Origin of the sequence: Flavobacterium sp. RNTU_13 (assembly GCF_046614455.1) — a bacterium.
Lineage (GTDB): Bacteria > Bacteroidota > Bacteroidia > Flavobacteriales > Flavobacteriaceae > Flavobacterium.
The window spans coordinates 1-21794 of the sequence record NZ_JBKJHB010000010.1 but is presented as its reverse complement, the minus strand read 5'-3'; the positions used below and the strand labels follow the sequence as shown (position 1 = coordinate 21794).

At 40.9% G+C, this 21794-nt stretch carries 15 protein-coding genes; 2 read left to right on the top strand and 13 right to left on the bottom strand.

Features of this window, described 5'->3' with window-relative positions; genetic code table 11:
• From ACLI08_RS16315 to mnmE, 3 genes are all read right to left on the bottom strand, one after another.
• On the bottom strand, positions 1 to 663 hold a 663-nt coding region (locus tag ACLI08_RS16315; RefSeq protein ID WP_411429577.1), incomplete at its 3' end, for a hypothetical protein.
• A 121-nt stretch (positions 664 to 784) separates the two neighbouring features.
• Positions 785 to 3358 carry an ATP-binding protein gene (locus tag ACLI08_RS16310; protein WP_411429576.1) on the bottom strand — a complete coding sequence of 858 codons (2574 nt, stop codon included), beginning with the start codon at positions 3356 to 3358 and terminating at the stop codon, positions 785 to 787.
• A 620-nt stretch (positions 3359 to 3978) separates the two neighbouring features.
• A complete protein-coding gene (gene mnmE / locus ACLI08_RS16305) occupies positions 3979 to 5367 on the bottom strand; it encodes a tRNA uridine-5-carboxymethylaminomethyl(34) synthesis GTPase MnmE (RefSeq protein WP_411429575.1) in 1389 nt (462 codons plus the stop codon).
• Positions 5368 to 5520: 153 nt separating this feature from the next.
• Between mnmE and ACLI08_RS16300 the strand changes: the two genes are divergently transcribed.
• Positions 5521 to 6354 (top strand): universal stress protein, encoded by an 834-nt coding sequence (locus tag ACLI08_RS16300; protein ID WP_411429574.1) that lies wholly within the window; start codon positions 5521 to 5523, stop codon positions 6352 to 6354.
• Between the two features lie 69 nt (positions 6355 to 6423).
• Here the strand turns inward: ACLI08_RS16300 and ACLI08_RS16295 are convergent, their stop codons facing one another.
• The 10 genes from ACLI08_RS16295 to folE all read right to left on the bottom strand — a co-directional run bounded on the left by ACLI08_RS16295 (position 6424) and on the right by folE (position 18064).
• On the bottom strand, positions 6424 to 8463 hold the full coding sequence (locus ACLI08_RS16295; protein WP_411429573.1) for a DUF349 domain-containing protein: 2040 nt from the start codon (positions 8461 to 8463) through the stop codon (positions 6424 to 6426).
• A 150-nt stretch (positions 8464 to 8613) separates the two neighbouring features.
• A complete protein-coding gene (locus ACLI08_RS16290; RefSeq protein ID WP_411429572.1) occupies positions 8614 to 9354 on the bottom strand; it encodes a shikimate dehydrogenase family protein in 741 nt (246 codons plus the stop codon).
• 129 nt (positions 9355 to 9483) lie between these two features.
• Positions 9484 to 9879 carry a hypothetical protein gene (locus ACLI08_RS16285; RefSeq protein ID WP_411429571.1) on the bottom strand — a complete coding sequence of 132 codons (396 nt, stop codon included), beginning with the start codon at positions 9877 to 9879 and terminating at the stop codon, positions 9484 to 9486.
• 132 nt (positions 9880 to 10011) lie between these two features.
• Entirely contained in the window at positions 10012 to 11406 is a 1395-nt protein-coding gene (locus tag ACLI08_RS16280; protein WP_411429570.1) for a tetratricopeptide repeat protein, read from the bottom strand.
• A gap of 119 nt (positions 11407 to 11525) precedes the next feature.
• Positions 11526 to 12719 (bottom strand): aspartate aminotransferase family protein, encoded by a 1194-nt coding sequence (locus tag ACLI08_RS16275; protein ID WP_411429578.1) that lies wholly within the window; start codon positions 12717 to 12719, stop codon positions 11526 to 11528.
• Positions 12720 to 12741: 22 nt separating this feature from the next.
• A complete protein-coding gene (locus ACLI08_RS16270) occupies positions 12742 to 14448 on the bottom strand; it encodes an OstA-like protein (RefSeq protein ID WP_411429569.1) in 1707 nt (568 codons plus the stop codon).
• A gap of 138 nt (positions 14449 to 14586) precedes the next feature.
• Entirely contained in the window at positions 14587 to 15543 is a 957-nt protein-coding gene (lgt, locus tag ACLI08_RS16265; RefSeq protein WP_411429568.1) for a prolipoprotein diacylglyceryl transferase, read from the bottom strand.
• Positions 15544 to 15615: 72 nt separating this feature from the next.
• On the bottom strand, positions 15616 to 15867 hold the full coding sequence (gene yidD / locus ACLI08_RS16260) for a membrane protein insertion efficiency factor YidD (RefSeq protein WP_411429567.1): 252 nt from the start codon (positions 15865 to 15867) through the stop codon (positions 15616 to 15618).
• 6 nt (positions 15868 to 15873) lie between these two features.
• Complete coding sequence (gene cysS, locus ACLI08_RS16255; RefSeq protein ID WP_411429566.1) at positions 15874 to 17355, bottom strand: cysteine--tRNA ligase; 1482 nt, start codon at positions 17353 to 17355, stop codon at positions 15874 to 15876.
• Positions 17356 to 17392: 37 nt separating this feature from the next.
• Positions 17393 to 18064 carry a GTP cyclohydrolase I FolE gene (gene folE / locus ACLI08_RS16250; RefSeq protein ID WP_411429565.1) on the bottom strand — a complete coding sequence of 224 codons (672 nt, stop codon included), beginning with the start codon at positions 18062 to 18064 and terminating at the stop codon, positions 17393 to 17395.
• A 313-nt stretch (positions 18065 to 18377) separates the two neighbouring features.
• Here folE and ACLI08_RS16245 point away from each other — a divergent pair.
• A partial coding sequence (locus tag ACLI08_RS16245) for a hypothetical protein (RefSeq protein WP_411429564.1) occupies positions 18378 to 21794 on the top strand: 3417 nt, incomplete at its 3' end.

The following is a 21794-nucleotide window of genomic DNA, read 5'->3' as shown; positions in this document are numbered from 1 at the left end:
GGGGTCGGTAGCTGTAAATTTATACCATACATCCTGGCTGGCCGTTGCAACGCATGAAGTGCCGCCATCATTTAGCGCCCCCGAAAAAGTACCCGCAGTGTAGGTGCATGCAGTTCCGGGTGTTAACTGTGTGGCGTTTGCACAAAGGTCATTTGCTGGAGTAGGGTAGTTAGTGACACATATATTGAAGTTAAATGTACTTGGCAATGTAAAAACATTTATTACACGCACGTAATACTCCTGACCGGGAATAAAATCGTTCCTGAAAACCGTTTCAGTACCGTTTTGTCCGCTGGTGTTTGCACAGGCAAACAGAGACCCGTTACACCCTCCCTGAAAAATCTGGATTGCATGGTTCAGGTCATATATAGCCGGTACGGTAACTTTCATTGTTGGGTCGGTAGCCGTAAATTTATACCATACATCCTGACTGGCCGTTGCAACGCATGAAGTGCCGCCATCATTTAGCGCCCCCGAAAAAGTACCCGAAGTGTATGTGCATGCAGTTCCGGGTGTTAACTGTGTGGCGTTTGCACAAAGGTCATTTGCGGGAGGCGCAAGTGCCGTAATAGTGTTATGTACAGGGTCACTTGCATAATGGTTGTTTGCATATATGTTGATATGCCAAATAGAAATAAAAAGTAGTAGGTAGTACTTTATCATATAATATTTATTGGTTTTTTGTTTTTTTTAATTGCGGTGCCTGCAAATATAAACCGACAGGCATTTTTATACATAAACCCATGTTGCCAAAGTATGTACTAATGTTGCATTACACCGAAAACTATTGGTTTTTAATGTAATGGCTGGGAGATTTACCAAAATATTCTGTAAATGATTTTGTGAAATAAGACTGGCTGCCGAAGCCACATTTAAAGGCTATTTCCGATATATTACCCTCATTATTCAGCAAAAGGTCTTTAGCTTTTTCAAGGCGCACCATACGTATAAAATTAGTTGTAGAAAATCCTGTAAGCGCGCTAAGCTTTCTATGCAGCTGGCTGCGGCTTATGGCCATATCGTCAGACAATTCATTTACAGAATATCTGTCGTTGTCTATGTTTGCAATAATGCAGGCGGTTACTTTATTTATGTAAGGATTGTTACTTTTTATGCGTTCCTCGAATGTTTTTGGCAACTGCACCGCTGCCTGGTAGGCTTCCCTGTTGCGCTGTATGGTAGTATAAAGATTGCGCAACGTGAGTTTTAGCTCATCAGGCGAGAAAGGTTTCGGAATATAAGCATCTGCACCGTAGCCCAAACCCTCAAGACGGCTTTCAAGAGATGCCTTTGCTGAGAAAAGTATAACAGGAAGGTGATTGGTAAGCTCGTCTGACCTTATTTCTTTCAATAATTCAATTCCGTCCATTTCCGGCATCATAATATCTGAGAGTACAATATCTGGCAGGCTATCTTTTATAATTTCAATAGCTTGTTGCCCATTTTTAGCATGTAGAATCCTGAAATCCTCTTTTAGTACATATATGGTAAAGGCGGCAGTATCGGCATCGTCTTCTGCCAGGAGGAGTGTAGGGATTTCTCCTTCAGGAACATCTACATCAAAAACATCTACTTTCTCTACAGGGATTGAAACTATAAATGACGTGCCTGAAGCGTTGCTTATAAGCTGTAGTGTGCCATTAGTTAATGCTACCAGTTCTTTTACAATCGAAAGTCCTATCCCTGTGCCATTTGTGCCCAAAGAATGTGTACCCCTGTAAAACCGGCGGAATACCTTTTTCTTCTCCCTGTCAGGAATTCCCGGCCCATTGTCTTTTACTTCAATAACCAGGTTTGTATCTTCCTGTGTAAATTTAATCGTAACTTGTGATTTTTCAGGACAGTATTTTATTGCATTCCCTACAAGATTAGAGAGTATTTTATCCAACGCGTTAGATGGGAAAGAAAGATAGCTATCTGAAAATGTTTTGTTATTGATAATTTTAATATCTTTTAGGCCTGCCTCAGCTATGAAACCATTTACAATGTCATCGATAAAGTCTGCAATGTTACCTGTCGTATAATTTACCTGATAACTACCCTTACCTAATTTCGATGCATCCAATAATTCGTCTATAAGCCTTGTTAGTTTTTTTGCATTACGTTCCATCAGCAGTAAGTTATCTGTATTCTTAATGCCTGCGTCTTGCTTCATTACCTGTATAGGACCATTTATAAGGGTAAGCGGAGTCTTTATTTCGTGAAATAAGTTTTCGAACAGTTTTAGTTTTTCCTGTTCATATTGCTGCCTGATTTTTCTTCTCTGGAAAAGCAGATAGGTTATAAATCCGCCAATCAGAAACAAAAAAATTGCGCCAAACAACAGCATGTTGCGCTGGTTTTTTCCCTGTTCTATTTCCTGTTTGTTGCGCTGTATTTCTTTTTCTTTTTTTTCGCTTTGGTACTTTACTTCAAGCTCTTCAATTTCCTTTTGCTTTTCAGCAGAAAATAATTTTTGGCGCATTTCGGTTTCCAGCTTTTTATAACGATAAGCATTCTTAAAATCGCCTGTAATAGAATATAATTCACTGATACGTTCATATAACGCAGGCTTAAACGGGTCTTCCGGCCTAAGTTCATTTATAGCAATAGCTTTCTTCATGTATTCGATAGCCTTGCCATAATTTTTCTTTTCAAGATAATAGTCGCCTATATTTTGCAAAGTCGACATCATGTTAAGGTAATCTTTGTTTTTTGATGCAAAATCAAGGCTCTTTTCATAATAAAAAACACATGAATCGGGATTCACCATTTGGTAGGCGGCACCAAGTGAATTGTAAACTGTGGCGAGATATTCAGGCTGTTTATTTTTTAGTAGGGTTTTCTCAACATTTTTTAGTGTCTTTACCGCTTTACCTGGTAATTGATTTGAGATTTGTAACGTGGCAATATTTGTAGAAATAATTGCATAGTATTGATAATCAAAAGCGTCTTTCTTTGACTGTGCTGCAAGTTCGAGATACAACTCTGCTTTTTTAAGGTCCCCCTGATAAAAATAGCAAACGCCTATGCCATTATAAATAGTTCCGGCCAATGATTTTTCTTTGTGTTTCTCTGCGAGCTTCAGCCCTTGCTGATAAAAAAAAATTGCCTCTTTTATCTTATTTAGTTTCTGATATGCTTCGCCCATCTTTGCATAAGACCGGATAACAAGCTTAGAATTATTAGTTTTTTTGCCAATGGCCTGGGCTATGCCGGAATAATATAAGGTTGAATCAGGATTTTGTGCTAAAAAATAATTGGCGAGTTCTATTTTCAGTTCGCCTTTCTGCGGTTCTTGTGCGTGAGCAATCAGTGTGCGTAACGAATCTAAAGTATTCTGGCAATAAGGCTTCGTTGGTATCAGAAATAAAAACATTACAGTTGTGATAACTGTAAAATTTCCCAATATTTTACACGTATTGGTAGTATAGATTTTCCGTGGTATGGAGAAAAAAATATTTATGAATGGCATATTTACGTGGTTGGATATTTTTACAAATATATAACAAGCCTTAGTATTTTGGTTAAATTACCCGCAGTGCATTTTGATAGTTAGTAATAAAATTTGTGCAACCTGCTAATAAGCAGTAAATTGTAGTTCCCACACAGACAATTCAATGCACAATTTTACAGCAAATTATAAGAAATTTTAGGAGTTATAAACAGACAGGGGGGGATCTAAAATTTGTTATCTCAAATTCTTAAACATGATGTTTATTTGCGTTCTCGTAAGTCTTTGGAATGTTAGAACATTCTAGTCTTATCCTGTATTCTTCTGCCTCATCATGTAACATACCGTGCCTGAAATTTTCTTTAGACTTAATTATTCCGTTCCCTTGAAGGCTCCAGGCGGGTTGCGACTTTATTGGAGTGAAAGGTGGCAACATATCCATATTGTTAAGGTAAAGTTTAGGAAACTCGGCGAACACGAGGCTACTTTTGAGCTGTCCTTTTTTGATGACCTATTTTACAAGCTGCGTAACATAAGTGATAACGCTATTTACCGATGCAGAAATTAGCAAAAATATTTCCAAGCAATTCGTCATTCGTTACCTGGCCTGTGATTTCTCCGAAATAGTATAATGCCTGACGTATATCTATAGCCATCAGATCAGCAGGAAGATTAGCACGCATCCCGTATTGTACTTTCTGTATCTCTTCTAATGCTTTTATAAGTGCATCATAATGGCGGCTATTGGTAACAATAGTTTCGTTGTTAATCAGTGCACCTGTATTAACAAATGATAGTAATTTCGCTTTTAAGGCGTCTACACCATCGTTATTTTTTGCAGAAATCAAAAGCACATCCGGAATGGTTTGCTTTATTTCTTCGATTTGAGTATCCGTGTATAAGTCCTTTTTGTTTGCCAGTACTAGCAACGCCTTTTGCGGATATTGATTCTTGATTTTTTCAAGTTCTTTCACCACGTTTGAAAGCGCTGTATGGTCTGCTATAAAAGGAGCCAGGTAAATTACCACTTGTGCCTGGGTAATTTTCTCAAAAGTCTTTTTTATGCCAATGCTTTCCACAACATCATTGGTTTCGCGTATACCGGCAGTATCTATAAACCGGAAACCAATGCCGCCAATTACCATTTCGTCTTCAATAGTATCGCGTGTAGTACCGGCAATATCCGAAACTATTGCGCGCTCTTCATTTAGCAGCGCGTTTAGCAGGGTGCTTTTACCCACGTTGGGCTCGCCAACTATCGCTACTGGAATACCATTTTTAATCACATTGCCCACTGCAAACGAGTCGATAAGGCGTTTAAGCACAAACTCTATACGGTTAAGCAGGTCTTTAAACTGGCTGCGGTCGGCAAATTCTACATCTTCTTCAGAAAAGTCTAACTCCAGTTCTATGAGTGAAGCAAAATTTAAGAGTTCTTCACGTAGTTTTGCTATTTCATTACTAAAACCACCACGCATTTGCTGCATAGCTATTTGGTGGCTGGCTTCATTGTCGCTGGCTATAAGGTCTGCCACCGCTTCAGCCTGGCTAAGGTCCAGCTTTCCGTTTATAAAAGCACGCAGGGTAAACTCCCCTGCCTGAGCCATACGAGCGCCTTTGCGCAATAGGAGCTGTAATATTTGTTGTTGTATGTATTGCGATCCGTGGCAGGAAATTTCAACAGTATTTTCTCCCGTATACGAGTGAGGGCCTTTAAATATAGATACCAACACCTGATCATACACTTTATTATCGTCTTCTATATAGCCCAAGTGTAGTGTATGGGATTTCTGACGGGTAATATCCTTGCCATTTACGCCCTTAAATACCGTTGCGGCTATTGTAATGGCATCTGGGCCACTGAGGCGTATAACGGCTATTGCGCCCGCTCCCGGGGATGTAGCAAGGGCTGCTATTGTATCCTGAAATATCATGTCCGAAATTTATAAGCTACAAAGATACTGCATTTGGCTGATTAATATAAATACCGTTTTGTGGCTGTTTATCTTAATTTTAATTTATGATTTTGGTCATATACACTTGTGGTAAAAATCCGTAATTTTAATAAAAATCAAGTCCAGTACATTATGAAACGTATCTTATTTCCTACCGATTTTTCTGAAGCTGCTGCCAATGCATTTTTATATGTGCTTAACTATGCTCACGCGTTTAACGCAGAGGTAGTGGTATTACACGTATACGATTTACCTGTTGTAGATATGCCTCCGCTGCCGGAAACCTCGCAAGAGATTTTTGAAGCTGTTGAGTTTAACAGTTTCGAAAAATTTAAAGTTGAGCTGGAAGAGCTACACAGAATTGCAAATGAAAATAACCTTGGGCACATAAGTATTAAAAATGTGCTTAACTATGGCGACCTTGTTTATAATATTAATCAGCTGTGCAGAGAAGAATCAATAGATGTTGTAATGATGGGGACTAAAGGCGCTACAGGACTTAAAGAGGTATTTTTAGGCAGTAAAGCGTCGGGCGTTATGCAAAATGCCGATGTTCCGGTAATTGCAATTCCTGCAGCGGCTAAATTTTCGCCTGTAAAATCCATGTTGTTTACTACTCAGTACCATGATAAAGATAACGACGCGTTACTTAAAACTATTGAAATAAGTAAGCGCCTTAACGCAAGGGTTTATTGTGTCTATATTACAAACGCAGATGACCCTAATGATATTGAGGAGCGAATAGAGGAGTGGAAGATATACTACCGTGATGAAAATATTTCGTTTTTTAAGATACCGGGTGCCGATGTAGAGCAGTCATTACTGGATTTCTCTGAAAATCAAAATATAGGCCTTATTGTAATGAGAAGCCACAAAAGGGGCTTTTTTGAAAGCTTATTTCATACCAGCCTAACCAAAAAAATGATGTATCACAGCACTATACCGTTACTTGTTTATAAAGACTGAGCATTATAGTATCGGAAATAAAAAACCAGCCGTATGGCTGGTTTTTTCGTAAACATTATATCGTCTATGTTATTCTTCTGTATTTTGAGTGGGTTCCGCGGCCGGTGCCTCGTCCTGCTTTTTAGTTAAAGAGCGAATTTGTTTCAGCTTGTCTTTCCACGTTTTAAGCTCTTCTTTGTGGCGCTCTATACTTTTGTAAACTTCTTTTACAAACGGATTGTCAGCCTTAGCATTGCTTATAAACTGAATGTTGTTTTCAAGTTGGAAAATTTCAGATTGTACTTCGTCTATCTTACGCATAATAAACACCTGCTCATTCTCCAGCCTGCGTGTATCGCCGTCTGCCAGTTGTTCCAGCCTGTTGCTAAAGCGTACCATTTCGCTTTCCTTTTTACTCAGGCTAAGCTTGTCAAACAACGCATCCAGTATCTTGTTGAATTTTCCTTCAATGTGCCTGCGCGCCTGTGGTACACGGCCCAGGGTTTTCCAGTTTTCAATATGTTTTTTAATAGCGTCCAGGTCATCTTTATGGTTTCCTGAAAGCTCAAAACCTTTTAATTGTTCAAGGTACTCTTTCTTTCTCTCAAAAGCGTCCACTTCATCTTTGTTAGCTTCTGCTCTGTGCGCATGTAGCCTGTCGAAAAAATGGTTACAGGCAGCTTTAAAGTCTTTCCATACAGCATCGCTATACTTGCGCGGAACATGGCCTATAGTTTTCCACTCCTCCTGTATTTGCTTCATTATAGCTGATGTACCTGTAAAATCATCACTATCCTTAAGTTCATTAGCTTTTTCTACTAGTGCAAGTTTACGGTTAAGGTTAGTTTGCTGGTCTTTTTTAATGTCTTTATAGAAAGAGTTTTTTACCCCGTTAAAGTTACGTACGGCTGCTTTAAATGCAGTCCAAACTTCTTCATTAACTTCCTGCGGCACTTTTCCGGCTTTAAAAAACTCATCCCTAAGTGCTTCTACACGGTCAATAAGGCCTTGCCATGCATTATGAGAGATAACCTTGTCTGACGCTATAGCATTAATCTTGGCAATGATTTCCCTTTTATGTTCCAGGTGCTCATTTTCGGCTTCACGTAGTTTATTAACAAGGGCTTCACGCTTATCGTGAATCTGCCTTGTAATATCGCTAAACTTTCTCCAGATCTCTTCGCGATGCTCGCGTGATACCGGGCCTATTTCTTCTTTCCAAATTTTATGAAGCGCCTGTAGCTCCCTGAATGCCTTATTTACATCGGCTTCGGTAAGTAAATCCTCTGCACGGGCTATAATTTTCAGCTTTTGGTCCAGGTTATGTTTAAAATCCAGGTCACGTGCTTCCCTGTCCAGGTGCAACTGGTCATAAAAACGCTCTATGTGGAAGTGGAAGTTATTAAATACGTGGTTATATTTATCCCTTGGTATAGGGCCGGCATTTTTCCAGCGCTCCCTTAACTCGTTAACCTGTTTTATAGAGTCTTTAAGGTTGCTGGCATTATCGGCCAAAACTTTAAGTTCTTCAATAATCGCCTGCCTTTTATCAAGGTTTGACTTCAGGTCGGTCTGTACTTTTTTAAAGTGAGAATTTTTCTTGTCCCTGTACTGGTTGTACACTCCGTCAAAACTTTGCTTTAAAGGAAGATGATATTCAAATCCGGTTGTGTCGCCATTGTTTTCATTGGCATACTCATCCTTTTTATCTTCAATAAAATGATTGTATTTGTTGTAAAACTCCCTGCGAACTTCTTCCACGCGGTTTTTTACCGAAAGCACTTTTTCGGCAGTAACCAGCGTTTCAAGTTCTGTAGCCAGTTGCTCCATGCTAAACCCAGTGTAATCAGGTACCTCTTCAGCATGCTCCTCGTCGTGGTGCTCCTCTTCGGTATCAGTCTCTGCCGCTACATGTTCCGTAGCTGCTGCTTCCTCTGAAAATTCCGGCGCAAAAGGCATTTGCCCCTCGGTTTCATGGAGTTGCTCTTTAAGGTCTTCAGCCTCATCGGGCAAATCGCTGTTTTCTACAATTTTGTTGTCAGGCAGGTAGCCGTTTTCAAAGGTATCTCCGGCTCCTGAAATGGTGTTTCCATCTGCGTTATGCAGGTTGTCATTCTTTTCTTCTAACATTTGTATAATGCTTAAGGGGTTTAACTGCTTTACAGCCGAAAGATACTAAACACGCTTTAATATTCAAAGAAAAACATCTTGTTATGATAATTTTTCTGTTAAAGCGCCGTATCGCAAAAAATATTTTTATCTGTACTTTGCTGTACTTTTTTACTTATTCCATATTTTCCATGCACGCTCTGCCTGATATACTAACATCTTGTATCCGTTCATTGTTTTAGCGCCATTTTCTTTTGCCTGACGCAGAAAACGGGTTTCTTCCGGGTTGTACACAAGGTCATACGCTATGTGTTTTTTAGTAAACAAACTGTAATTCAGCTCAGGGCATTCTTCTACATCCGGAAATGTACCTACCGGGCTCGTGTTAATAATAATATGGTATTCGTTAAACACATCTTTTGTTAAGTCGGCGTAGCCATACATTTCCTCATTGCCACTGCGCGATACAAAGTCATATTCTATTTTAAGCTTGCGTAGCGCAAAGGCCACAGCTTTAGCCGCACCGCCTGTACCCAAAATCAATGCCTTTTTATGGTGTTTTTCAAGCAGCGGTTGCAACGACTTTTTAAAACCGTAATAATCTGTATTATAACCTTTAAGTTTGCCTTTTTTAGAAATGGTAATGGTGTTTACCGCGCCAATTATTTTCGCGTTTTTTGAAAGCTTATCCAGCAGCGGTAGTATTTCCTCTTTGTACGGTATGGTTACATTAAGCCCTTTTAACCCCTTGGTATTTTTTATGATGTACGGTAGCTCCTCAATCTCATCAATGTCGAAGTTGCGGTAGCTTACACCATCAAGTTTTAACTTTTCAAACTTCTTTTTAAAATATCCGGCAGAGAAGGAGTAGCTTATGTTACGGCCCACCAGGCCAAAAATTTTGTCTTTCATGATTATGAAATTGTTTAAAAATAAACCCTGCATTTTACGGGCAGTACAAATAAAAATTATTTACAAACCTACTTATTTAAAATGGCGTTGTATGGGCAATAGAGTAGGGGATATCACAAAATTTAGCCCCTACCTTATTTCAAAACTATGAATCAACGAGTACAACATACGTACGTTTTCATCCTTTGCATTTGTTGCCGGTATCCATTTTGGGGCTTTGGCTACTGCTTCGGTCATCATTTGGCCAAGGGCTTTGTTTGGTGTTTTTATGATTTTTACGCTGCTTAAACTGCCGTCTTTTTCTACTATAAATGAGTAAAATATACGGTGCTTGCCTTTTGGGAGTCCTAGATTTTTGTAATCTATATGGTTTGTAATAAAATCCATAAAATGTTTTATCCCTTCTTTATCTCTGGGCATAGTTTTCACATCTGCTGGATGGTATATGGCGTCGGGTGCCGAAAGGTCACGTACAGAATCAAGGCGGCCTTCCGGTGGTGCACCATTGCATATTATTGGGTGCATACGAGGGCTTGCCGTTTTGCTTTTTTGAGCAAAACAAGGGAAACTTATTAATAATATGACTATAAGTTGCTTCATAATATAAAAAACCCTGCCTTTACGGGGCAGGGTAAATGTACAAAAAAATGTAGCTTGTTATTTCTTATAGCGTTGTATTTCTTCCTGAACAATGTCTAACGCATACGCTTCCGGGAAAAGTTCCTGCATAAGCGTATGGTTTTTATAGCTCAGTTTCAGGGCGTTTTGCAAATGGAAAATACCTTTATCAGTTTCCTGCTCCAATAGGTAAAGCCCCGCAAGGCGATATTGAATTTCATACTGTTCTGTATGGTACTCATCTGCCTCTATCAGGGTTTTTATCGCCGTTTGATGCTCACCTATATTGTATAGCGTATCAATCCAAAACAACCAGGTGTCCAGCTGATAGTCTCCAAATTCTACCGCTTTTCGGTAACCTTCTTCGGCTTCTTCAAAAAAGCCCAAACCATTGTTTATGCTGGCATAGCGTTTCCAGTAATGCTTGTTTTCGTTGTCTATGCCTATGGCTTTGTTAACGTAATACAGTGCCTTCTGAAAGTTTTTTAGCCTGATATAGAAATCAGTAATGGCAATCCATGCCTTATCTAAAAGCGGATCTTCGTGAACGGTTTTAAGGTAGTACTTTAGCGCTTTTTCTTTATTGCCAAGCCTTTCATAGCATTTACCTACGCGTAACAGGGCGAACGACGTTGGGTCGTCCAGTTCCATGGTAATATTATAGCAATTTATGGCTTCTTCATATTGTTTCAGCTTTTCAAGTGTTTTTGCCTTTTCGAGAAACGCACCTAAAAAACTTTCATCAATAAGGGTAGCATAATCAAATGCCCGTAGTGCCTGTTCATAATTTTTTATGGCATAGTACTGTCTGCCCAACTGGTGCCATGCTACCTCGCTATACGGCTGCTTGTCTATAAAGCTGTTTAGGAAGTCTATGGCTTCCAGGTTCTGGTCCAGAAAATCAAAGCAATATACTACATTGTACAGTGCCGAGTGGTCTTCTGTGTCTTCTTCCAGGCACTTAATAAAATTTTCCTTAGCCATTTCCAGGTTATCCATAAACAGGTACTCCATACCCAGTAGCGAATACACATCGGCATAATCATCTGTGTATTGTAACGCCATTTTTAAGAGCTCTACCGCTTTGTCGTGCTGGTCGCGCTTGCTGTATATGTTAGCTTTCTGAATATAGATTTCTTCGTTAGTGGGCTCTATGGCATACAGGTCGTTAAGTAAACGTTCGGCCTGTTCCAGTTTATCGTCAAAAACAAGTATCTCAACCTGCACTAATTTTAAGCCTGTTGATTTGGGGTGTTGTTCCAAACCTAATTTTAAGGCCTTCTTAGCTAAATTTATTTTTCCGCTGTCGAGATAATGGAGGATAATGTCCTCAAACTCTTCAGAGTCAAAGAAGAATACTTTGTTGGTTTTCAACATCGATTCGAACTTTGATAAGGATAAACTGCGATCTTCTTCCTCGTGACTCAAATTCATACTCCTCTTTCTGTTATATTATCCTTTTTAAAGTTACAAAATCTTCACCTTAACAGGAAATCCTTTAAATATCTTTTAAACAAATTAATTAACAAAATACTGGCTGTTTGCCTGTTTTGTTAGCTTTGTAACTCCTGCATCACTTCATCCATCACTTCAAGAATAATGCCAACCCCCTCGCGTATTTCGTCTTCAGATATGGTTAGGGGAGGGGTTATGCGTATGGCTTTTCCTTCAAACAGTAACCAAAACAAAATAAGCCCCCGGCTGTGGCAGCGCAGTATCACTTTGTTAGTAATATCATCGCTTTCCATCATGGCGGCAAGCATAAGCCCGCGGCCGCGTACATCTTTAATTAATGGATGCACTAAAAGACTACGGAAAAGTTTTTCTTTTTCCAAAGCCTGCGCCATTATGTCAGTCTCCACAATTTCCTGCAGCGTGGCAAGGCAGGCTGCAGCAATTACCGGATGCCCACCAAAAGTGGTTATATGACCCAGTTTAGGGTCGTGGCTCAGCAGGTCCATCATTTCCGGCGATGCCGTAAATGCACCTACAGGCATACCACCACCCATACCTTTGCCCATTACAATAACATCGGGCACTACATCGTAATTCTGAAATCCAAACAACTTGCCTGTACGCCCAAAACCCGGTTGTATTTCATCGAGTATCATTAATGCGCCCACTTCATCGCAGCGTTTGCGTACTTTTTTAAGGAAGTCGTTATAGGGTTCTATAAACCCTGCGCCACCCTGTATGGTTTCCAGTATAATACCGGCTGTTTTAGTAGTTATTTTTTCAAGGTCTGCCTCGTTGTTGTAGGTAATAAAATCTACATCGGGTATTAGCGGACGGAATATTTGCTTGCGCTCCTCAAACCCCATAACGCTCATAGAGCCCATGGTATTGCCATGATAGGCATTAAAACACGATATAAGCTGGCTGCGTCCTGTAACGCGTCGGGCCAGTTTAAGCGCCCCTTCGGTAGCCTCAGTACCGCTATTTAGCAGGTACGTACTGCTCATATGGGGAGGCAGGTGCTGTGCAAGCAGTTTGCAAAACTCGGTTGCCGGGTGCTGCGCATACTCACCGTAAACCATAACGTGCGAATACTTATCTAGCTGGTCTTTAATAGCCTGATTAACCCTTGGGTGCTGATGCCCCAGGCTCGCCGCCGAAACACCGGCTACAAAGTCCAGGTAGGGTTTGTTATCTACATCGTATATATAACTCCCCTTAGCGTGCGAAATTGCAAGGCCGAGAGGGTGTTGTGTGGTTTGTGTTTGGTATTTATAAAAATCGTCCAGCATCATGGCTATACGTAATTGAATTTTATTTAGGATTTTTTGAATTATCAGCAGGTGCCGTAGCGGGTGATTCCGGTTTTGGCTTAGGGTGTTCTTTATCCCAATCTGTTGTTTCCTTCATTTTTTCCAACGGCTTGTCAGTCTGTGCTTTTAGCTTTCCTGTTTTCTTTAGGATTTCCTCGTGCAACTTCTTTTCATCCTCCGGAAATATATCGTCATGCGTAAGAATCATTTCGTCTCCCCGCCATACAAAACCGTTTAACTTTCGCACGTTCTCGGGCAAATCCTTCTCGGGGTAACTTTCACTTTTCGGACTTATTAAAGACGACACCGAAACAATTTGGTTGTCTTCTATTTCCATGTGAATTTTACTGCTCACACCTTTATCTATCCCTATCAGCGAATTATCGCCGTCATACATGTAGTAAAGTTTTTCGGTATTACCCACCAGGTCTACCTCGTATAACTTGTTATCGCAAAACCTGCCGTAAAGGTTTTTACCCTTTAGCTGGTTGTACCGTGGTTTATCGGGGTAAAGTTTAGTGTAAATTGTATCAAGCTGGGCTATAAAGGCATCTTCAAGTACCTTAATACTATCCAGTTGCTTTGTAACATTTTCTGAAATTACGTGGATTACCTTACCGGTTATCTGGCTCTTTCCGTTCCATACTACAGGTCTTTTTATTAATTGTGTAAGGCCTCTTTTTTCATCCGAATGAATAGAGTCGCACTTACCGCTCATGTCTTTTTTGTAAAAACGGGCATCGGTATATCCACGTATTATCCGGCTGCCTTCTTTTCCGGTTACTACCAGGCGCTTGGCGTGTACATAAACCGAATCGTTTTCAGCCAGGGTTACAGCCTCGGCGTGCTTGGTTACAAAAAGTGAATCCTTAAGTTTAAACACCTCGCCATAATGCCCCCGCACAACATATTTGTTTACACTGTCGCGGACGCTTACGTTGTTTGTAAGGGTAGAAAACTCCCTTTTTTTATCATAATATATATAATCTGCTTTTATCCGCTGGGTGTCGTAGTCAATGTACGAATTTGTGAACAGTTTTGCCTGGTCTTTTTTACTGTCGTAAAACCCTTTTTCGGTATATACAAAGCTGTTTTTACCCGTAATGGTAGACGGGCCAAATACATAGGCATGGCCCGGACCCGTATAGTAATCCAGGTGGTTTGTTTTTAATACTGATTTAGGATTGGTAAGGGTAACGGCTGTGTTAAACTGATATTTTTTTTGGGCAATGTAGTAGCGTCCGGCCTTGCTTTTCAGTACATTATCTCCATTGGTTATAGTGCCGTTAGTGCGGTAATATGCCTGTTGTATATTACGGTCAAAATATACCGTATCTGTAACCAACCGGGTATCTGGCGATTGCATGCTTACAGCACCACTGGCAAAGGCGAATTTCTTAGCGCCATTGTATTCTGCATATTTACTGTTCATGTGCAGGGTATCGCCCTGGTTCATTACTACATTACCAAAAAGCTTCGCGTAGTCGTCGGCTTCCCAGTAGTACGCTTTATTAGAAGTAATTACAACTCCTTCGTGTTTAAGGCGCACATTTCCGCTAAGTACTACGGCACCCGGTATTTCGGTTTGGTTACGGTCTATAAAGTCGGCGTTTTCTATAATAACTTTACTCTGCTTTTTTTGTGGCTGTTGGGCCACAGCCTGCAGCGAAACCATTATTGTTAGTGCCAGTAAAAGGATGTTCTTCAAAGTGGACAAAATTTGTTGCAAAATTACGTAAAACATTGTTACAACGGGTGCGCTAATGTGTTTATAAAACGCTGCTAACGTGATAAAATTATTAACAACAGGGGTTAAAAAAACCGCCACTCGGGCGGTTTATATATGTTAAAGTGTTTCTACTCTTTTCTTTGCCGTAAATATGAGGTAAAAACCAGCTATTATAAACGGTATGCTGAGCCACTGGCCGGTAGATAGTGCATTAAATACCGAAAGTTTCTCGAAACCGCCCTGGCTTGATTTTACAAATTCCACTACAAAACGCACGGTCCAAAGCAGTACAAGGAATACCCCAAAAATAAGCCCGTGGTATTTGCGTGCCGGTGTTTTCCAATACATGTAGAATATTATGGCAAATACAAATACGTATAAAACGGCTTCATACATTTGTGCAGGGTATCTGTATGGAATTTTAGCCAGTAAATCTGCAAACTTAGGGTTGTTTTCTATCATAGAGTAAGCAAGGTCGGGCGTTTTTGCGCCTGTTGCCCTCATAGCCTCTGCTTTACCTAACCAGTCTTCACCGCGCACAAATTTTACAGCAGTAGCCATGTTAGGATCTTTAACCTCGTTGCCTATAATTTCGCTGTTAAAAAAATTACCTATCCTTACAAATATACCGCCGCTGGTAACCGGGATGACTATACGGTCTAAAACCCAAAGTACCGGCCTGTGGATTATTTTTTTGCTGTACCATACCACCGCCAGTATAATGGCTATGGCTGCGCCGTGGCTGGCAAGCCCTGCAAAACCGGTAAACTCAAATTCTCCTTTGTCATTCCATCTAAACGGAAGGAAAATTTCTGAAAGGTGATTTTTAAAGTAGTCCCAGTCGTAAAAAAACACATGCCCAAGCCTGGCACCCAGTAGGGTAGCTACCACAGTGTATATAAAAAGCTTATCAAGCTTGTCATCTGTTTCTCCTTCGCGGTCGTATATTTTTTTCATGATATACCACCCCAGTGTAAAGGCTACTACAAACATAAGGCTGTAAATGCGAAGTTTTATAGGGCCAATATCAAACCCTTCAGACGGGTTCCAGATGATGCTTAGCGCGTGTGTCATTTCTTACTGTGATTTTTTAGTTTGCCGTGTTAGTAGGGTAAATATAGGTATTGTTACAGTACGGCATGTTAATTAATGGTTGTGGCTGCATTTTTTATCGGGCACAGGGTCATAACCCTTGCCACCCCACGGATTGCAGCTCAGTATACGTTTTGCACCCAGCCATCCGCCGTAAATAAGGCCATGTTTTTTTAATGCTTCCAGCGTATATTGTGAACAGGTAGGGGTGTAGCGGCACGCCGATGGCAGCAGGGGAGATATGGCAAGCTGATATACCCGAATGAGGAATATAAAAGGTGCAATAAGTATCTGCCCTGCTTTCATAGCGGTTTATTTTACACTGAAGGTTGTACCTTCTTTTGTATCTTTTAGTTCAATGCCCAGCGTGGTAAGCCTGTTGCGTATTTCATCGCTCAGGGCAAAGTTTTTATTGGCACGTGCTTCCTTGCGCATTTCTATAAGCATGTTTACAACGCCTTCCAGTTTTTCGCCTCCGCCTTCAGCGCCTTTTTCGTTTTTAAGCCCCAGTACATCAAATACAAATGCATTAAGCGCTTTGGTTAAAACATCCAGGTCCGCAGCGTTTAGCGTTTCTTTTCCTTCCTTTAGCAGGTTAATGTACTTAACGGCTTCAAAAAGCTGTGCAATAAGTATAGGGCTGTTAAAGTCGTCATTCATAGCGTCATAACACTCCTGCTTCCATTTTTCTATATCTATAGAAGATGAAGCGGCAGGTTGTATTTCAGAAAGCGTTTCAAACGACTCCATTAGTTTGTTGTACCCTTTTTCAGATGCTACAATAGCATCATCGCTAAAATCCAGGATGCTGCGATAGTGCGCCTGCAAAATAAAAAAGCGCGCCACCGATGGCGAAAATGCCTTACTTAACACGTTGTTATTCCCCGTAAACAACTCCCTTGGTAAAATGTTGTTTCCGGTAGATTTTGCCATTTTCTTGCCGTTAAGGGTAAGCATATTGGCATGCATCCAGTAGTTTACCGGTGTATGGCCGGTAGCGGCTTCGTTTTGGGCGATTTCACATTCGTGGTGCGGAAACTTAAGGTCCATACCACCGCCATGTATATCAAAATGATTGCCTAAATATTTCGTACTCATCGAAGTACACTCAAGGTGCCAACCCGGGAATCCATCTCCCCAAGGCGAAGGCCAGCGCATAATATGCTCTGCTTCGGCGCGTTTCCACAGGGCAAAGTCGGCAGGGTTGCGTTTTTCGTTTTGCCCTGCCAGTTCGCGGCTGTTGGCCATCATATCGTCCAGGTTGCGCCCGCTAAGTTTTCCGTAGTTGTGGGTTTCGTTAAACTTTACTACGTCAAAATAAACAGAGCCGTTGCTTTCGTAAGCAAAACCATTAGCTATGATTTCTTTAATGGTTTCAATCTGTTCAATAATATGCCCGGTAGCAGTAGGTTCTATGCTTGGCGGCATATTGTTAAACAGCTCCAGTATTTGGTGGAAGTCTACAGAATATTGCTGAACAATTTCCATAGGCTCCAGTTTTTCCAGCCTTGCTTTTTTAGCAATCTTATCTTCGCCTTCATCGGCATCGTCTTCTATGTGGCCTACGTCTGTAATATTACGTACATACCTCACCTTAAAGCCTAAGTGCTTAAGGTAGCGGTACACCAGGTCAAAAGATATAAAAGTACGACAGTTACCCAAATGCACATTGCTGTATACGGTAGGCCCGCATACATACATACCCACGTGTCCGGGTACAATAGGGGTAAAGGTCTCCTTTTCGCCACTGAGCGAATTGTATATCTTAAGATGCTGGTTAAGGTAAAGCTGCATAGATAAAAAAGATTACTATATATTATGGGTGTTTTAATTAAAACTGTGTATCGAGCTGAATGTAGTCTAAAAATTCGCGGCGTACGCTATCTTCTTTAAACTTACCTCCAAATTCGCTGGTTACAGTACTGCTTTCTATATCGCGAATACCGCGCGAGTTAACGCACAGGTGCTTGGCGTCTATTACACAGGCAACATCGTCAGTGCCCAGAACACGCTGCATTTCCTGTACTATTTGCATGGTAAGGCGCTCCTGTACCTGAGGGCGTTTAGCATAATAATCTACAATACGGTTCATTTTACTTAGCCCTATTACAGAACCGTTACTTATGTATGCCACGTGGGCGCGGCCTACAATAGGTAGTAAATGATGCTCGCAGGTAGAATAAACGGTTATGTTTTTTTCTACCAGCATTTCGCCGTATTTGTACTTGTTTTCAAAGGTAGAAGATCCCGGCTTTTTAGACGGGTTAAGCCCTCCGAAAATTTCTTTTACAAACATTTTTGCCACACGGTTAGGGGTACCTTTTATACTGTCGTCGGTAAGGTCCATGCCCAGTGTGTGTAATATACTTTCTACGTCTTTTTTTATAAGTGCTATTTTTTCGTCGTCAGAAAGGTTAAACGCATCCTGCCTTACAGGGGTTTCTGCGCTTGTGGCTACGTGGTTTTCACCAAGTTCGTCATGTATTTCTTCTATTTGACTCATTCGTGTAGTTGTTAAACATAAAATAGTTTGCAAAGATAAACAGAAAACTCTTTAATTATACGTAAACCCGCTTTGGTTTGTAAGGATTTTAAATGTAGGTGTTTATGGTTAAGCTTATGTATTTTCTTTCAGCTTATCTGTTAAAAGCGTTGCCTCAATGTTAAAATATCCTTTTTTGAAATTTTTACACAAAAATCAAAGAAATAAGGTAGGGTAATCTGCGTTTAAGGTGTTAAAGTAAAAAATGTAACTTTTTTGTTGCTTAAAAATCAATTTATCGTAAATTTCGCGGTTCAAAATCTTTTGGTTTAAAATGAAAAAATACTACTTATTATTAATTGTTTGTTTACTGGGATTAAATATGTTTGGGCAAAGTGGTTTTGAGCCTTGGATCGTTCCTTATTATGATCCAACTGATCCTAACACCAACAATAGGCCTTTGTGTGCCAGTAACTTAGAGGTTCCTAGACAATCTCCAGCTGGTGGTTTCGGTACGGGTAATATGGGCCCTGTAGGTTGTTTAGGAAGCACGCCAAACCCTAACTGGTTCTTTATCCCTGTGGGCGTTGGAGGAAACATCACCTTAAACTTATCTCAAACTTCTAATGCAACGGGTGCTGGTATTGATATAGATTTCATCGTTTGGGGGCCATTCTCCTCGCGCGATGCCGCCACGGTTGCAGTGCAAAATAACAGAAACCTTAATCAGGTAGATTGTAGTTATTCTGGCAGCGCTACAGAAACTATAGAAATACCCAATGCTCCTGCAGGTTCATTTTATCTGCTGCTGGTAACAAACTTTAATGGTAGTGCAGGCACATACACTATGACCCAGCAAGTAACTCCTGGTATGGGTTATACTGACTGCTCTTGTATTTTAAGTATTACAGGAGATAATCTGATATGTCGCCAGGGTGGTACAGCAACACTTACGGGTACGCTTACCAGTTACAACGATAATTTTAATACCGTTGCCAGTAATCAATGGCAATGGAGTGGTCCTTCTGGAGATATACCAGGTGCTAATGGCCGTACTATAACGGTTACTGCGCCCGGCACATATACGTTAAGGGTTAGAAATGATTATTGTAGGGATTTTGTTAGTCAGTCTTTTACCGTATCCCCGGTAACATTCCCTGTACAGGCTCCTGCAGATCTTACAGCATGCGCAGATCCTGCGTTGCCGTATGCATTTAACCTTGCGCAGAATACACCTCATATACTTAATGGCGAAGCGCCCGGCGACTACGATATTTACTATTACGCATCGTACCAGGATGCGTTAAATGGTTTTCCGTTTATTACAAACGAAAATGCTTACAGTGCCATGGATGGTACTCAAATATGGGTTTCGGTACAAAACGGATTCTCACCTTATGGCTGTATAGACTATTATTCGTTTGTACTTCATGTTGATGCTTTCCCTACCATTGGTACACTACCTAAGGTTTTTGCCTGTGATCCTGACCATGATGGTATTGAGACTGTAGACCTAACGGTGCAAAACCCTGCAGTCCTTGGCGGGCGCAGTGCAAGCGGTTACACCATTACATATTATTTAAACCAGATAGACGCCCTTGCCGGTGTTAATGCTATTGCTAATCCTCAGGCTTACGTAACAGGAACTGCTACTTTTTATGTAAGGTTGGTTAATAACTCTAACCCGACGTGTTTTGACACGGCTAGTTTTGGAGTTGAAATTATAGATAAACCAGTTACTACTGCTCCTGCCAATGCAAGTGTTTGTAGTAATGCGCCATATATATTGCCTCCGCTATCAGTGGGTGCTTACTACAATCAGCCCGGTGGCGCAGGTACGGCAGTTGCGGCGGGTACGCCTATAAGCACTACAACAACAATGTACGTGTACGCTGCAAATTATGGTTATGCGCCAGATGGTACTACAAGATTGTTTACCTGCGATGACCAGAAAAGCTTTACCATACAGGTATCTCAGAGCCCGGTTATTGCGGCAACGGTTCCTATGTATGCTGAAGATGCAGATCGTAATGGTAGAGAGATTGTTGACCTTACAACACAGGAAAGTAGTATTTTAGGAGGTGTAAATCCTAACACTGTTGTAATAACCTACCATCTTTCTCAGAACGACGCTGATAATGATACCGCTGCAATAGTTAACCCGCAGTCATACAATGCTGCCACAGGAACCATCTATGTTCGTGTGGAAAGTGCGGCTAACCCGGCGTGTTATTCAGTAGGTAGTTTCTATGTAAACATTGTTGAAAAACCTCAGGTAACTGCTCCGGCTAACCAGTCTACATGTAGCGATCAGTCGTATATATTGCCTGCACTTACAGTAGGTAATTACTATAGCCAGCCTAATGGCGCAGGCACTCAGTATACCGTAGGTGCTGCTATAACTACTACTTCAACCATATACGTTTATTCTGCTAATAATGTTTATGCGGCAGATGGTACTACAGTATTATTTTCGTCTACAGATCAAAAGTCGTTTATAGTTAATGTCGTACAAAAACCTTCGGTTGAAGTAAGGCAAGACGTAGACGCGTGTCCTACATATATATTGCCGGGTCTTTCGGTAGGTACCTATCGTACAGCAGCTGGTGGGGCTGGTATCCAGTTATATCCTGGAGATATTATTACCCGTAGCCGTACTATTTACATATACGCTGCTAACACAGATGGCGTAGTTACCTGTACAGACGAAAGTTCGTTCAGGGTTAATATTCTTACAGCTCCTGCTTTAGGCGCTGTTACAAACATGGAAACGTGTGATGATCCAAGTAATGATGGTACAGATGTGTTTAATTTAACAATTGCCGGAACACAGGCTATTAATGGTCAGTCTGGGCTATCGGCTTCGTATTATACTTCTGCCTCTAATGCAAACTCATCAGTTTCACCTATAGCTAACCCTGCTGCTTACAGAAATACTACTCCCGGTACACAAACAATTTATATAAGAGTAGAAAATACTACGGGTTGTTACAGTGTAGCGCCGCTTACTTTAACAGTACACCCTAAACCTCTTGTTCCTGTACTTAACGACTTTGTTAAGTGTGATGACACGGCACCGGCAAAAGACGGTAAAGAGATTTTTAATCTTACTAGCCGCGTTGCAGATATTACTACAGATGCTACAGATACTGTAACGTTCTTCCTTAGTAATACAGATGCACAGTTAAATCAAAATCCTATTACAAATCCGTCTGCTTTTATGAATACCGTTCCTGATACGCAGACTGTATATATTAGGCGTGAGACACAGTTCGGCTGTTGGGATACTGGTTCACTAAAACTTATCGTAAACCCTTTACCTGACGCTAACCTTACGGTTCCGGTATTTACTTCATGCGAAGAAGTTCCGGGCCAGGGATATTTCAATTTAAATACGATTACCCCTGTTATTACCAATGGCCAGGCGGGATATACAGTTGCCTACTACGTTAACCAGAGCGATGCCTTGGCGGGCAATGCCAACTTTTTAGACGTTAGCGTTCCGTACCTTTCATCAGACGCCACATTATATGTTTTGGTAAAAGATGCCGTTACCGGATGTAGCATCGTTGTAAGCACCTTATTAGATGTCCAGTCGGCCCCTATCATCCCGGCATTCCCGGCATTAGAGGAATGTGATTTTAACAACGACAACGTAGCGAGTTTTAACTTACAGGCGCTGATAGACCAGGTTGTAGCGTATTTTGGCACAGGAGTTACCATCTCGCTTCACGAGACCAGCGAGGATGCC

What these genes read in the sequence shown, in the direction of transcription:
- ACLI08_RS16290 (WP_411429572.1), bottom strand. Translation starts at nt 9,354, where the DNA reads ATGAAAGACAAAATTTTTGGCCTGGTGGGCCGTAACATAAGCTACTCC.
- mnmE (WP_411429575.1), bottom strand. Translation starts at nt 5,367, where the DNA reads ATGATATTTCAGGATACAATAGCAGCCCTTGCTACATCCCCGGGAGCG.
- ACLI08_RS16300 (WP_411429574.1), top strand. Translation starts at nt 5,521, where the DNA reads ATGAAACGTATCTTATTTCCTACCGATTTTTCTGAAGCTGCTGCCAAT.
- folE (WP_411429565.1), bottom strand. Translation starts at nt 18,064, where the DNA reads ATGAGTCAAATAGAAGAAATACATGACGAACTTGGTGAAAACCACGTA.
- lgt (WP_411429568.1), bottom strand. Translation starts at nt 15,543, where the DNA reads ATGACACACGCGCTAAGCATCATCTGGAACCCGTCTGAAGGGTTTGAT.
- ACLI08_RS16280 (WP_411429570.1), bottom strand. Translation starts at nt 11,406, where the DNA reads ATGAATTTGAGTCACGAGGAAGAAGATCGCAGTTTATCCTTATCAAAG.
- ACLI08_RS16285 (WP_411429571.1), bottom strand. Translation starts at nt 9,879, where the DNA reads ATGCACCCAATAATATGCAATGGTGCACCACCGGAAGGCCGCCTTGAT.
- ACLI08_RS16275 (WP_411429578.1), bottom strand. Translation starts at nt 12,719, where the DNA reads ATGCTGGACGATTTTTATAAATACCAAACACAAACCACACAACACCCT.
- ACLI08_RS16310 (WP_411429576.1), bottom strand. Translation starts at nt 3,358, where the DNA reads ATGTTTTTATTTCTGATACCAACGAAGCCTTATTGCCAGAATACTTTA.
- ACLI08_RS16295 (WP_411429573.1), bottom strand. Translation starts at nt 8,463, where the DNA reads ATGTTAGAAGAAAAGAATGACAACCTGCATAACGCAGATGGAAACACC.
- yidD (WP_411429567.1), bottom strand. Translation starts at nt 15,867, where the DNA reads ATGAAAGCAGGGCAGATACTTATTGCACCTTTTATATTCCTCATTCGG.
- cysS (WP_411429566.1), bottom strand. Translation starts at nt 17,355, where the DNA reads ATGCAGCTTTACCTTAACCAGCATCTTAAGATATACAATTCGCTCAGT.